The sequence below is a fragment of the Myxococcaceae bacterium JPH2 genome, from assembly GCA_016458225.1.
Classification (GTDB): Bacteria; Myxococcota; Myxococcia; order Myxococcales; family Myxococcaceae; genus Citreicoccus.
Window position 1 is genome coordinate 1 of sequence record JAEMGR010000043.1, and the last position, 13,278, is coordinate 13,278.

At 71.5% G+C, this 13,278-nt stretch carries 13 protein-coding genes; 6 read left to right on the forward strand and 7 right to left on the reverse strand.

The window, feature by feature from the left end; translation table 11 throughout:
* Positions 1-75: 75 nt before the first annotated feature.
* From JGU66_34300 to JGU66_34310, 3 genes are all read left to right on the forward strand, one after another.
* Positions 76-1,302 carry a chemotaxis response regulator protein-glutamate methylesterase gene (locus JGU66_34300; GenBank protein ID MBJ6765854.1) on the forward strand — a complete coding sequence of 409 codons (1,227 nt, stop codon included), beginning with the start codon at positions 76-78 and terminating at the stop codon, positions 1,300-1,302.
* Positions 1,299-1,745, forward strand: a complete 447-nt coding sequence (locus tag JGU66_34305; protein ID MBJ6765855.1) for a response regulator — start codon at positions 1,299-1,301, stop codon at positions 1,743-1,745. The genes JGU66_34300 and JGU66_34305 overlap by 4 nt, the downstream gene beginning before the upstream one ends.
* Positions 1,746-1,841: 96 nt before the next feature.
* Positions 1,842-3,125 carry an RNA polymerase sigma factor gene (locus JGU66_34310; GenBank protein ID MBJ6765856.1) on the forward strand — a complete coding sequence of 428 codons (1,284 nt, stop codon included), beginning with the start codon at positions 1,842-1,844 and terminating at the stop codon, positions 3,123-3,125.
* A gap of 7 nt (positions 3,126-3,132) precedes the next feature.
* Here the strand turns inward: JGU66_34310 and JGU66_34315 are convergent, their stop codons facing one another.
* From JGU66_34315 to JGU66_34330, 4 genes are all read right to left on the reverse strand, one after another.
* Positions 3,133-4,668 (reverse strand): hypothetical protein, encoded by a 1,536-nt coding sequence (locus tag JGU66_34315; GenBank protein MBJ6765857.1) that lies wholly within the window; start codon positions 4,666-4,668, stop codon positions 3,133-3,135.
* 93 nt (positions 4,669-4,761) lie between these two features.
* Positions 4,762-5,229 carry a ribonuclease HI gene (gene rnhA / locus JGU66_34320; GenBank protein ID MBJ6765858.1) on the reverse strand — a complete coding sequence of 156 codons (468 nt, stop codon included), beginning with the start codon at positions 5,227-5,229 and terminating at the stop codon, positions 4,762-4,764.
* A gap of 40 nt (positions 5,230-5,269) precedes the next feature.
* The gene (locus JGU66_34325) at positions 5,270-6,244 is read right to left on the reverse strand and encodes a polysaccharide deacetylase family protein (GenBank protein MBJ6765859.1); all 975 of its coding nucleotides are present in this window, start codon (positions 6,242-6,244) and stop codon (positions 5,270-5,272) included.
* Entirely contained in the window at positions 6,241-6,726 is a 486-nt protein-coding gene (locus tag JGU66_34330; protein ID MBJ6765860.1) for a DoxX family membrane protein, read from the reverse strand. The genes JGU66_34325 and JGU66_34330 overlap by 4 nt, the downstream gene beginning before the upstream one ends.
* Before the next feature lie 98 nt (positions 6,727-6,824).
* Here JGU66_34330 and JGU66_34335 point away from each other — a divergent pair, with 98 nt between their 5' ends.
* On the forward strand, positions 6,825-7,769 hold the full coding sequence (locus JGU66_34335; protein MBJ6765861.1) for a LysR family transcriptional regulator: 945 nt from the start codon (positions 6,825-6,827) through the stop codon (positions 7,767-7,769).
* A gap of 27 nt (positions 7,770-7,796) precedes the next feature.
* On the opposite strand, the gene JGU66_34340 is transcribed toward JGU66_34335, so the two are convergent.
* The 3 genes from JGU66_34340 to JGU66_34350 form a co-directional block, all read right to left on the reverse strand.
* Complete coding sequence (locus JGU66_34340; GenBank protein ID MBJ6765862.1) at positions 7,797-8,852, reverse strand: EamA family transporter; 1,056 nt, start codon at positions 8,850-8,852, stop codon at positions 7,797-7,799.
* Positions 8,853-8,993: 141 nt separating this feature from the next.
* Positions 8,994-9,803, reverse strand: coding sequence for a response regulator transcription factor (locus tag JGU66_34345; protein MBJ6765863.1), 810 nt, complete (start codon positions 9,801-9,803; stop codon positions 8,994-8,996).
* 22 nt (positions 9,804-9,825) lie between these two features.
* The gene (locus JGU66_34350) at positions 9,826-10,980 is read right to left on the reverse strand and encodes a histidine kinase (GenBank protein ID MBJ6765864.1); all 1,155 of its coding nucleotides are present in this window, start codon (positions 10,978-10,980) and stop codon (positions 9,826-9,828) included.
* A 78-nt stretch (positions 10,981-11,058) separates the two neighbouring features.
* Here JGU66_34350 and JGU66_34355 point away from each other — a divergent pair, with 78 nt between their 5' ends.
* Together JGU66_34355 and JGU66_34360 are read left to right on the forward strand one after the other, a co-directional pair.
* Positions 11,059-11,847, forward strand: a complete 789-nt coding sequence (locus JGU66_34355) for a hypothetical protein (protein MBJ6765865.1) — start codon at positions 11,059-11,061, stop codon at positions 11,845-11,847.
* Positions 11,844-13,271: a hypothetical protein gene (locus JGU66_34360; GenBank protein MBJ6765866.1), complete on the forward strand. Its 1,428-nt coding sequence runs from the start codon at positions 11,844-11,846 to the stop codon at positions 13,269-13,271. Before JGU66_34355 ends, JGU66_34360 begins: the two co-directional genes overlap by 4 nt.
* Positions 13,272-13,278: the final 7 nt, after the last annotated feature.

Genomic DNA, 13,278 nt, shown 5'->3' on the forward strand with positions numbered 1-13,278 from the left:
GCGGCCCACCATCTACATGCGCGTGGCGGAAGCGGGCACGCCCCCGCCGCTCTCGGGTGCGAAGAGGACGGGCGCATGAAGCCCGGCCCCTCTGCACTCGGCGGCGGCACGGGCCGCAGACGCATCGAGGTCCTGGTGGTGGACGACTCGGCGGTGATGCGCGAGCTGATGACCCAGGTGCTCTCGCGCGAACCCGACCTCGGCGTCACGGTGGCGGCGGATCCCCTCATCGCGTTCGACAAGCTCCAGCGTCTCCGGCCGGACGTCATCGTCCTGGACCTGGAGCTGCCGCGCATGGATGGGCTCACCTTCCTGCGGCGCCTGATGCGCGACTCGCCCCTGCCGGTGGTCGTCTGCTCGGGCACCGCGCCGCGCGGCACGTGGCGCGCGTTGCAGGCGCTCGCGCTCGGGGCGGTGGAGGTGCTGGGCAAGCCGCGCCTGGACCCCACCACCTTCGCCACGCAGGCCACGGGCTTGATTGACGCCGTGCGCGCCGCCGCGCAGGCCCGCCCTCGGCCTCGCGCCCGCGACGCGGCGCCTCGCTCCCCCGCACCACCGCCTGTCGCGCCTCCCTCCCCCGCCGCGCCTCCGCCGGCCCTGGCGGCCGCGCCCCCCGTGACGCCCCCGCCTGCGTTGGCGACCCCACTCTCGCTGCCACGCGCCTCGGAGCCATCCGCCCTGGACGGCGACGTGCTCATCGCCCTGGGCGCCTCCACCGGCGGAGCCGAGGCGCTGCGCGAGGTGCTCACCGTCATGCCCGAGGACGCGCCGCCCATCGTCATCGTGCAGCACATGCCCGCGCCCTTCACGGTGGGCTTCGCGCTCGCGCTGTCGCGCTCCTGTCGCATCGAGGTGCGCGAGGCCCGCGCCGGAGACATCCCGCGCCGAGGGTTGGCGCTCGTGGCGCCGGGCAGCTTGCACCTGCGCGTGCGCGGCAAGGGCGGCGTCTATCGCGTGGAGATCCACGACGGCCCCCCCGTCAATCGACACCGGCCCAGCGTGGACGTGCTCTTCGAGTCCGTGGCGCGCGCCGCGGGTGTTCGCGCCGTGGGCGCCCTGCTCACGGGCATGGGCGCGGATGGCGCGGACGGCTTGCTCCAGATGCGCCAGGCCGGCGCCGTCACGGTGGCGCAGGACGAGGCCTCCTGCGTCGTCTACGGCATGCCCCGCGAAGCCGTGCTGCGCGGCGCCGCCCAGCACGTGGTGCCGCTCTCGCAGATGGGAAACACCCTGTTGAACGCCGCCCGCCGCATCGCGCTCCAGCGCCCGCCCCCCCCACCGCCCACCCCCACCTCCCCATGACCACGACCCGAAACGCCACGACGGCGGTCCCCAGCAAGCCCCCGGCGACACGCCAGCGCGTGCTCCTGGTGGATGACAGCCGCTCCATCCGCACCCTGCTCAAGCTGTACTTGATGGAGCGCGGCTTCGAGTTCCTCGAGGCCAACTCCGCCGAGGAGGCCCTCGCGGTGGTGCGGCACGAGCCCCTGGACCTCGTCATCACCGACTTCAACATGCCCGGCGTCAACGGCGCGAGCTTCGTGCGCCTGCTGCGGCTGAGCGACAACCCGCGCGTGCGCAAGATGCCCGTGCTGATGATGACCAGCGACGAGCGCCCCCAGCACGTCCAGGCCGAGGGCGTGGCCGCGGGCGTGAGCGCCTTCTTGCGCAAGCCCGCCCAGTGCGCGGACCTGCTCGCCACCGTGGCCCGCCTCCTCCCCTCGACGCCCCTTCGCGCGAGCTGACGGCCCCACCTCCCAGAGCACGCCTCCGCACACACTCCGGGCCTCGGCGACAGGCCGGACTTGTCTTGCCCGGGGGAACTGCGTAAGGCGACGGGCGTGACGGCCACCGACACCCAGCGCGCCATCCACGCAGTCTGGCGGATTGAGTCCGCCCGCCTCATCGCCGGACTCACGCGGCTCGTGCGCGACGTAGGTCTCGCCGAGGAGTACGCCCAGGACGCACTCGTCGCCGCGCTGGAGCGCTGGCCCACCGCCGGCATCCCGAGCAACCCGGGCGCGTGGCTCATGGCCACGGCCAAGCACCGCGCGCTGGACTCGCTGCGCCGCGGCAAGTTGCTGGAGCGCAAGCACGAGGAACTGGGCCACGAGCTGGACTTGCGCAGCGAGCTGAACGCGCCAGACCTGGACACCGCCATCGACGAGGACATGGGCGATGACCTGCTGCGGCTCGTCTTCATCTCCTGTCACCCGGTGCTGTCCACCGAGGCCCGCGTCGCGCTCACCCTGCGCCTGTTGGGTGGCCTGACGACCGAGGAGATCGCCCGCGCGTTCCTCGTGCCCGAGCCCACCGTCGCCCAGCGCATCGTCCGCGCCAAGCGGACCCTCGCCGAGGCGCAGGTGCCGTTCGAGGTTCCTCGCGGCGCCGAGATGGAGGCGCGGCTGTCCTCCGTGCTGGAGGTCATCTACCTCATCTTCAACGAGGGCTACTCCGCGACGGCGGGCGACGACTGGATGCGGCCCGCGCTGTGCGAGGACGCCTTGCGGCTGGGGCGCATCCTCGCGGGGCTCGCGCCGAAGGAGCCGGAGGTGCACGGGCTCGTCGCGCTGCTGGAGATTCAGGCCTCGCGCTCACGGGCGCGCGTGGGCCCCTCGGGCGAGCCCATCCTGCTGTTGGACCAGAACCGGGCGAAGTGGGACCACCTGCTCATCGGGCGCGGCCTCGCCGCCCTCCAGCGCGCCGAGGCCCTGAGCGAGGTGCGCGGGGCGTACACGCTCCAGGCCTCCATCGCCGCCTGTCACGCGCGGGCCCGCACCGCCGCGGAGACGGACTGGCCGCGCATCGCGGCGCTCTACGCGGCCCTCGCCGAGCGGCTGCCCACCCCCGTGGTGGAACTCAACCGCGCGGTCGCGCTGGCCATGGCCTTCGGGCCCGCGGTGGGGCTCGAGCTGGTGGATGCGATCCGCAACGAGCCGTCGCTGAAGAACTACCACCTGCTGCCCAGCGTGCGCGGGGACCTGCTGGTGAAGCTCGGTCGGCTGAAGGAGGCGAAGGCGGAGTTCGAGCGGGCCGCCTCGCTGACACGCAACGCCCGGGAGCAGGCGTTGCTGCTGTCGCGCGCGGCCGCCTGCGAGAAGCCCCAGGGCTCCTCCAACACCTAGGTCGCGCTCACTGGGCCTGAGCCGCTGGCTCCTCGCCCGTCCGGCACGAGTCACGCAGCCGCGTGGACCACAGCTGATTGGCGAGCGAGTCATCCAGCGCGGAGAAGAAGACCCGGTCCCCGATGCGCATGAACTCGCGAGGATAGGAGGAGCCGATGGAGAGGATGTCCTTCAGCAGCTTCGTCCCGGCCAGCGTGCCATCCGTCACCCAGGGCTCGATGCCTCTGTCGGATTGCGAGGCGAAGAACGTGAGGTTGTCGCGCACGGTCACCACCGGCGAGCCGTACTCATCCGACAGACTCAACGGCCGCCGCAGCAGCTTCGTCCCGGCGACCGTTCCATCCGTCACCCAGAGCTGCGTGTCCCGAGGCCCCGGCCCCTCGCTCCCAATCCCCATGCTGAAGAAGATGCGCCCGCGCCCCAGCGAAGCGGCGTCCAGGTACGGGTAGGCCTCACCGAACCGGACGTACGGATTGGGCAGCGTCACGATGTGCGTCTGGTCACCGGTCTGGACGTCCATCCGGTAGATGGCCAGCAACTGCGTGGGCACCGACGTCACCGTCACGTAGAGCGCGCCGTTCATCACCTCGAGCAGCGACGGGCGACGCGCGGGACCGAAGGTGTCCAGGCGCACCGTGCCCGCGCTGGTGCCGTCCGTGCGCCAGACCTCGGTGGAGCCATCCAGTCGCGACAGCGTGAAGAACCCCTCCGTGCCCGCCGAGAGGAAACGGCCCGGATACACCGCGCTGGGGGTCGACGAGAACTGCTTGAGCGGCACGGTGCCCGCGGACGTTCCGTTGCTCCGCCACAGGGACGCGCCCGTCGGGCCCTGGATGAAGAAGAGCATTCCGGAGGGCAGCGAGAGACTCCACCCAGACCCGGAGGAGCCCAGCCCCAGGTCGCGGAGCTGGACCGTTCCATTCGCGCTCCCATCCGAGGTCCAGACCTCGGTGTGAGGGAGCGCGGGGTCGGGCGGCGCGTACTCGCGCAAGAACACGAGCCGATTGCCCAGGGCCGTCAGGTGCGTCACGGAAGAGTGCTCGATGCCGGGGCCGAAGGTGAAGAGGCGCTTCGTGTTCGCCGCCAGGCCTCGGGTGACCCACAGCTCATCACCGCGCAGGTAATCCATCACCGTGAAGAAGAGCTGGTCCGTGGCGGCCGTGAGGTCCCCCACGCGCATGCCCAATCCCACGAGGGGAAAGGACTTCACCTCGGTCGTGCCCGCCTCGGAGCCATCGCTCTTCCAGAGCGCGCGACGACCGTCCTCGAAGTTGATGGCGAAGAAGAGCGTGCCCTTGAAGTCCGTCAGGCTCTCCGGCGCCTCGGAGAGGCGCCCCGGGAAAGGCGAGGGCGGGAGGATCCGCTTCACCCGCGCGGTGTCCGCCGGGCCCGGAAGGCACCAGGCGTCCGCCACGCATCCGGACGCGTCTTCCGTTGCCCGAGGCTCCGTCTGTTCATCGGCCGACACCCCTGCCTCCGGCAGCGTGCCACCACAGCCCAACATCAGCAGGCACCCCACCACCCCAACGCCCCAAGCGCGCATGCGTCCTTCCCCTCCGCGACCGGCCTGCGCGAATGGGTAGGAAGCGGCGAGGGTGGAAACAACCCCCCGCGCGCGACCCCGGCTATCGCCTGCCTACCGGCCCAGCCGAGCCGCCAGTTCGAGCCGAGCCGCCACCGCCAACGCATCCGCGCGGTTGTTCTCCACGTCGTCGGAGTGGCCACGCACCCAATGCCAGGACACCTCGTGCGAGCGCGTGGCCTCCAGCAGCTCGCGCCAGAGGTCCGCGTTGGACACGGGCTTCTTGTCGGACGTGCGCCACCCGTTGCGCTGCCACTTGTCCAACCACTTCGACTCGAAGGCGTTGCGCAGGTATTGCGAGTCGGTGAAGACCTGGACACGACACGCCATCTTCAGCGACTTGAGCGCCACGAGCGCCCCCGTCAACTCCATCCGGTTGTTGGTGGAGTCCGGCTCCGCGCCGCTGAGCTCCTTGCGATAGCCGGAGCGCTCGGGCGCGATGAGGACAGCGCCCCATCCGCCCAACCCTGGGTTCGGCGAGCAGGCACCATCGCAGTAGATATGGACGAGGGGGAGCGACATCGGGCGCGCATGCTATGCGCTCCACCCCATCCGTCCACCTCTACGTGGCCGAGGGCTCACGCGGCGTCAGCGGGCTGTCCAGGGCCCAGCGGGCAATCTCGTCCTTGCGCGCGAACCACACGCCCGGCTGGCGCTGCGCATAGGCGATGAACTCCTCCAGCACCTTCACCCGCCCGGGCCGGCCCGAGATGCGGTCGTGCATGCTGATGGACATCATCCGCCGGCGTCCCGCGGCCTCGGCGTAGAGAGCATCGAACTCGTGCTTCAGCTCGCTGGCGAACTGGTCGGCGGTGGCGTTGCGCAGCTCGAAGTTCACGATGTCGTTCATGCCCAGCGTGTACGGCACCACCGCGAAGGGCTTGCCGCGCACGTCCACGAGGAAGGGCTCGTCCCGGCTCACGTCATCGATGTGGTACAGGAAGCCCAGGTCCTGGAGGATCTCCAGCGTGCGCGGCGTGCCTCGCATCCAGAACGCGTTGAAGCCCACCGGCGTCTGCCCCGTGGCCTGCTGGATGACGCGCACGTTCTGCGAATAGGACGCCCGCTCCTCCTCGGGCGACATGGAGAACTGGGGCGTCCACGTCTGCCCGTGCGCCGCGGCCTCGTGGCCGCGCTCGACGATTTCGCGCGCCAGCGCGGGGTGGCGCTCCACGGCGCGCCCCACCATGTGCGAGGTCACCTTCACGCCGCGGCGCGCGAACATCTCCAGCAGGCGCGGGATGCCCTCCTTCACGCCATAGGCGTACCAACTGGCCGCGGGCAGGTCCGGATACTTCTCGTCGATGGGCGGAAACGGGCTGCTGGCGCCTCGCTCGGGCTGCGCGCCGGCTTCGAACTGCATGGACAGCGAGATGGCCAGCCGCGCGCCATCCGGCCAGAAGCGGGGCCGGTCCACGGAGCCGCGCGGACGTGACTTCGACGGCTCCGCGGACGCGGACAGCGGCAGGGCCTCGGCCATCGCCAGGGCACTTCCCGCGAGCGCGGTGTGGGAGAGGAACTCGCGTCGGGTCGTCATCGGGAGGCTCGGGCGTCCGGGTGTGAAGTCCGCGCGGGCTGCGACGACAGCAGGCCATCCACCGAGAAGCGTCCGAAGCGCGCGGTCCCGAGGAGCGCCGCGTAGAGGGCCACGTAGATCATCTGCACGCCCAACGTCTCCCACTCGCTGCGCAGCGCGGTGCCGAAGACGAGGGCCATCATGAGCAGCCCACCGGCCGCGAGCGCCGGGCGCGTGCGCCATCCCAGGGCGACGAGGAGGCCCACCGCCGTCTCGGCGAACGGCAGCGCGAGCGCGAAGGGGCGCACCATCAGCTCGGGCATGAGCGAGCCGGCGAAGGCCTTCACCAGCGCGTCGGCGAAGGCCGCGGGGCCACTCACCAGGCGCACCACGCCGTGGAGGAAGATGTTGAGGCCCAGCGTGACGCGCAGCAGGGCATGGCCCGCCTCGGCATCGGTGAGCCCGAGCCAGCGCTCGGACGAGGGGACGGAATCAGTGGGCATGGGTTGCTCCAGGAAAGAGCCGGGCGTGACGTGCCCGGGAGACTCTCTCTTGCGCCCCGAGGTCTGGATTGGGAACGTGGGCGCGAGGAATCACGCCTGTGCCCGCCCGGAAAAACCCCAGCGCCCTGCTCTTCGACGAGGTCATGCCCCTGCACGCGTTCGTGCGCGCCGTGGAGGACGGTGGCTTCTCCGCCGCCGCGCGCCGGCTGGGCCTGACGCCCTCCGCGGTGAGCAAGCAGGTGGCGCACCTGGAGGCGAAGCTCGGCGCCCGCCTGCTCCGCCGCACCACGCACCACGTGAGCCTCACGGAGGCAGGCAGCCTGTTCTACCAACACTGCCGCCGAGTCCTCGCGGAGCTGGAGGACGCGGCCCTCTCCGTGTCAGCCCTGGATGAGCGCCCTCGCGGACTCCTGCGCATCGCCGCGCCCGCGGTGCTCGGGGAGCTGCACATCGGCGCCGCGGCGGCGGCGTTCCAGGCGGACTTCCCGGACGTGCACGTGGACGTGGACGCGAGCGACCGGGTGGTGGACCTCGTCGAGGAGGGCTTCGACGTCGCCATCCGCATCGCGGATGACCTGAAGGACAGCACGCTGGTGGTGCGTCGGCTCGCTCCCGAGCAGCGCTTGCTGTGCGCGAGCCCCGACTATCTCCGGCGTCGCGGCACGCCGCGCGACATCGACGAACTCGTCACGCACGACTGCCTGCTCTTCAAGCGGAGCCGAGGGCCGCTGGACTGGCAGTTCCAGGAGAAGGGTGGCCCCCGCGCCGTGCGCGTGACGGGCGCCTTCCAGTCCAACAACAACGTGGTCCTCCGGTGCGCGGCGCTCAAGGGGCGAGGCATCGCGAACCTGCCGCGCTACCTCGTGGCCGAGGAGCTGCGCGCGGGCACGCTGGTGCCCGTGCTCACCGACACGCCCATCGTGGGTCGCGGCATCTTCCTCGTCTATCCGCACCGCCGCCTCGTCCCGCCCAAGGTGCGCGCCTTCACGGACTTCTGCATCCGCTACTTCCAGCGCACGCTCCCCTCCGACGAGCGCCCGTAGTCCTCCGAGCCCACGGCCCGAATCGCCTCAGTGCTCGTGCCGGTGGTGCAGGTCGGAGACGTGCGCGTGGGCATGCGCCAACGGCTCATGCTGGTGCGCATGGCTGTGCGGCTCGGTCAGCGCCACGCCCGGAGGATGCGCGTGACGGTGGTGTGCATCGTGGACATGGAGGTGCTCGTGTTCGAGCGGCTCATGGACATGCAGGTGGCTGTGTCGCTCGCGCAGCAGGAGCACCACGCCCACGGCCATGAGGCCACCCGCCAGCGCATCCGTGGGGCGCAGGTGCTCACCCAGGAGAGGCACCGCCGCCAGCGCTCCGACGAATGGCGCGGTCGCGAAGTAGGCCGCTTCGCGCGCGGCCCCCAGCAAGCGCAGGGCATGCGCGTCCAGCACGATGGAGACGCCGTAGCTGGCGAACCCCAACACCAACGCCGCGCCCACCAGGGGCAACGCGGGCACGTGCTGTCCCATGAGCAGCGCGAGGACGAGTGAACACGCCCCGGCCCCCAGCGCCTTGAGCCGCGCGATGGCCATGGGGTCCTTCAGCGACACGCGCTGCGTGAGGTTGTTGTCCACCGCCCACGAGAGGCAGGCCCCCGCGAGCGCCAGCACGCCCAGCACGTCGCCGTGCAGCTCGCCTTGCTGGACGCCCAGCACCGCGGCCCCGAGCAAGATGGCGCCCGCGGACATCAAGCCCGCGCGGCCCAGGTGCTCCCCGAAGACGAGGAGCGCCAGGACGATGGTGAAGGGTCCCTCCAAATTCAGCAGGAGCGCCCCCGCCACTCCGGACATGCGCTGGAGCCCCACCAACATGAGGACGGGCCCCACCACGCCGCCGCAGAGGATGATGGCCAGCAACAAGGGAACGTCCTGCCTCCCGAGCCGCGCTTCACGACCGACGGAGCGAGGCACGGAGGCGCGGGCGCGGAGCACCCAGCCGAGCCCCGACAGGCCCAACCCTCCGCCCAGATACAGCAGGGCCGCCAGCATGAGCGGTGTGCTGCCAGGCAACAGCAGCTTCGCGACCGGCGCGCTCAACCCGAAGAGCGCCGCGGCCGAGAGCCCGAACACCGCGCCCTTCACGCCTTGGGAGTCCGACACGTCACCCCGCCTCCATCCGAGCCCGAACCTTCGAACCCGGCTCAGTCAAACGTCATGTCCGGCGCCGTGTCTCGCAAGAAAGTCCCGCCCCGAAGGCCGGTGTCCCGAGGTGTATGTTGCGAGTCAGAAGGACTGGCGCAGCAGCGCTTCCACGGCGGCCTTGCGTCCGGGGCTCAGGCGCAGGCGCGTGCCGTCGCGCAGCACCACCACCCAGCCCTTGTCCACGTCCGGCTCCAGCTCGCGGATGCGCTCCACGTTGACGAGCGTGGAGCGGTGCACTCGCACGAAGCGCCGCGGATCCAACCACGCCTCCACCTGCGCCAGCGTCTCGCGCAGCATGGGGCTGCGGCCACCCGCGTGCAGCACCACGTAGTTGCCCTCCGCCTCGCACCAGTCCAGGTCGGCGACGGGCAACAGCAGCACCTTGCCTCCCGTCTTCACCGCGATGCGCTCGACCAGGCCCTCGCGCGGCCCGGCTGGCGGCGGCGGCGGGCCCGGAGACAGGCTCGGAGGCGGCAGGCGCCGCGCGTCGAGCAAGGCGGACAGCTGCTCCAACAGTTGACGGTCCCTCCCACGGGTCACCTGTCGGCGCACGCGCTCCAGTGACTCGTGGAAGCGGCGGTCCGTGAAGGGCTTGAGGAGGTAATCGAGCGCGCTCGCCTCGAACGCGCGAACGGCATACGCGTCGAACGCCGTCACGAAGACGACGGGCGGCATGCGCTCCGGCCCCACCTCGCGCAGGACGCCCAGGCCATCCAGCTCCGGCATCTGCACGTCCAGGAACACGGCGTCCGGCCGTGCGCTCAAGATGAGGTCCACCGCCTCGCGACCGCCCTCGCACTCCAGGACGGACGCGACATCCGGCGCGCGCGCGAGCAGGTGCTTCACGTTGTCCCGCGCGAGGGGCTCGTCATCCACCACCAGCACTCGCATCCCCGGGCCTCTCGACTCCTGCTCAGCCACGGCTCCACTCCTTCCCGTCTTGCACGCGCGCGGAGGCCTCCAGGTAGGGCAGCTCCACGCGCGCTCGCACGCCCCCCTCGGGCAGGTCCTCCAGCGTCAATCCATATCCCTCGCCATACAGCTCGCGGATGCGGTCGCGCGTATTGACCACGCCGATGCCCGTGCCGCCCGCGCCCCCGGCCCGCAGCCCCGGTCCGTCATCGCGGACCTCCAGCCGCAGCCGCTCGCCCCACCGCGAGGCGCGCACGAGGATCCGCCCTCGCGACGCGCGACGCGACGTGCCGTGCTTCACCGCGTTCTCCACCAGCGGCTGGAGGATGAGCGAGGGCACTCGCGCCCCGAGCGTCTCGGGGTCGGGCTCCAGCAGCACGTCGAGCTTCCGCCCGAAGCGCAGCTGCTCGATGCCCAGGTAGCGCCGCACCATCTCCAGCTCCTCGGCCAGCGGAACCTCGTGGTCGCCGCGCCCCTCCAGGCTCGCGCGCAAGAGGTGCCCCAGCTCCGCCAAGGCCTCCACCGCCTCCGGGTTGCGCTCCTGGCGCACCAGCCCTGTCACCGCGTTGAGGGTGTTGAAGAGGAAGTGTGGCTCCAACTGCGAGCGCAGCGCCTGCAGTCGCGCCTCCGCCAGCCGCGCGGCCCACCGGAACTCCTCCACCTCCTGCTCGCGCACGCGTCGCGCCGCCGCCAGCGCGGTCCACGCCGCCAGGAACAACAGGTACTCGAAGTAGCCCGCCGCGCCCCGCTCCAGCAGCAGCGACGACAGCCCGTCGATGAACGCGATCCGCCGCGCCTCCCAGGACTGGAGGACCCACAGCACCGGCGCGAGCAGCAGCACATGCACCAGCGCGAAGCCCACGCCCGCGCCCAACAGCGTCATCCCATTGCGAGCCCACCGAGGTCCCGCCAATGGCATCCGCCGGAAGAGCGCGATGAGCCACGGGCCGAGCAACGCCCAGGCACTGTAGGGCACCAGCTCCAGGGCCAGCTTGAAAGCGAAGTCCCGAGGCTCCCGCGCATAGGCCCCGAGCGCGTGCGGCAGCGCCCCCAGCACGCCCGCCGCCATGCCCAACGCCCAGACGCGCACCGTCGGCGGCACGCGCGCCAGAAGCTCCAGCGGTGACTCCCTGTCCCTGCCCACCGCGTGGCTCATGGCATTCCTCGGACTGAGAGCCTACCGCGACGCACGAGACAAACATGTCCTGGGCTTGGGCTATGCTGCCGCCGCGCCGTGAAGAGGAGCCCCGGGGGCCTCGCGCCCGATTCCAGTCCCACGAGTCCACCCCGCCTCCGCGGCGGCACCCTCCATGCCGAGGACGTCGCCTCCACGTCCGAGCGCGAAACGTCGCGGCGCGTCCACGGCGGAACCCTCCAGGTCGAGGCCGTCGAGCCCGAGCGTCCCCGCCCCTCCCGTGTGTCGGGCAGCACCGCCCTGCTGGTGGCCGCGGGCCTCGCGCTGCCCAGCGTGGCGGCCTTCCTCCTGCGCCCCACTCCGCCCGAGCAGGCGCCTCAGAGCCATCCCGCGCATGAGCGTCCGCCGCCAGAGCAGGCCCCCGCGGCACCGCGCGAACCCGCGCCCGCTCCGATGGGGCCCGTGCGCGTCTGCGTGCTGCGCTTCCGGAGCCTGGGCGAGGACGCGATGCTCCCGCCCTTGGAAGAGGCCCTGGCCGAGGCCGTGGTGACGGACGTGGGTCAGCAGCCCGGCCTGCGCATCATCGAGCGCGGTCAGCTCGACCTCGACCTGCGCGAGCAGGACTTCTCCAATGGGCCTCGCGTGGCGCCCGAGACGCGCGCGCGACTGGGCCGCATCGCGGGCGCGGAGGTGGTGGTCATCGGGAGCGTCCAGCGCTCTGGGGACGTGCTCCGGGCCGCCGCGCGCTTCGTCCATGTGGAGTCCGGCGAAGTGCTGGACTCGGTGCGCGTGGAGGCACCCGCGCAGGCGCCCTTCGTCCTCCAAGACCTGCTCGCGGAGCGCGTGCGCACGCTGCTGCCAGCCCTCCTCCCTCGGTTGCGACCATGAAGCCGTTCGTGTGCGCGCTGCTGTTGGTGTCGCTCACCGTCGCCGCCGAGCCCGCGTCCCCGCCCTTGAGCCCCGTGGCGGTCATGCCGTTCCGGAACCTCAACGGCGACACGGACCTGGACTGGCTCGGGCGAGGCATGACGGAGACGCTCGTGTCGGACCTCCGAGCGAGCGGGCGGGTCGATGTGGTGGAGCGCGAGCAGTTGGACCACGCGCTGAACGAGCTGGCCCTGCAGACGCGAGACGAGCCCGCGCCCTCCACCGCCGCGCGCGTGGGCAAGCTCGTGGGCGCGCGCACGGTGCTGCTGGGGAGCGTGCAGCGAGCGGGCCCCCAGGTGCGCATCAACGCGCGCTTCATCGTCGTGGAGACGGGCGAGGTCATGGAGACGGCCAAGGTGACCGGCCCCATGGAGCGCATCTTCTCGCTCCAGGACAAGGTCGTCGCGCAGTTGATGGGCGCCGCCGCTCCACCCAGCAGCAAGCGCCCCTCGGGCGCGCGCATCGTGCGCGCCTTCGAGAGCTATGGCCGTGCGCTCGCCAGCACGTCCGTCGAGGAGCGCCTGCGACTGCTGCGTGAGGCGCAGAACGAAGCCCCCGAGCTCCCCTATGCCCGAGAGGAGATGGCGCGCGTGGCGGGGCGCATCGCGGAGTTCGAGCAGCTCAATCACCCGCGCCTGATGAACCAGGCCGAGGGATTCCGGGCCCGGATGAACGACCCGAACCTCACCTCGCTCCAGCGCTCGGAGGCCGCGCTCGACCTCATCAACTTCCAGATGCTGCGCGGCTCCTGGCGAGCCATCGTCCGCGACACGGAGCAGATTCGGAAGCTCGACCTGCCCTTCTCCCAGGGGAGGCTCCCCGCCGAGGAGGCCGCGTACGCGCACGTCCTGGCGATGTCGCACCTCGATGATCCCACCGCGACCCTGAAAGACGGCGAGGCCTTTCTCCGAGACTGGCCCGCCACGCTTCACACGCAGGTCGTCGCATCCATCCTGCGCAGCGTCGCCATCGCACGAAACCTGCGCGAGCAGAGCATCCGCTCGACGCTCCAGCGGTTGGAAGAGGCAGAGCGAGCCCACGCGGAGGCATTCACCCAGCTCAAGCGCCTGGGATGGTCCAGCACCCTGGAGCTGCGCGGCCGGGACTACGACCGCTGCATGCTGGCCACATCCGACGGGACCTATGCGTTGGCCTTGGAGCCCTGCCAGCGCTACTACCTGACGTGGAACACCCCGCCGCACGAGGAGCGCCAGCTGACCCGCAACGCCCGCTCCTTTGAGATCATCTCGCTCATCGGACTCCGGCGCTTCTCCGAGGCCCGGGCGCGGATGGAGGAGTTTCGCGCCGTGGATCCCCAGGGCGCGGCGGGCAGCCCCGCCGAGCAGCGCCTCCTCGTCCTCCTTCCGGAAGACGAGGAGAACTAGCCCGGCG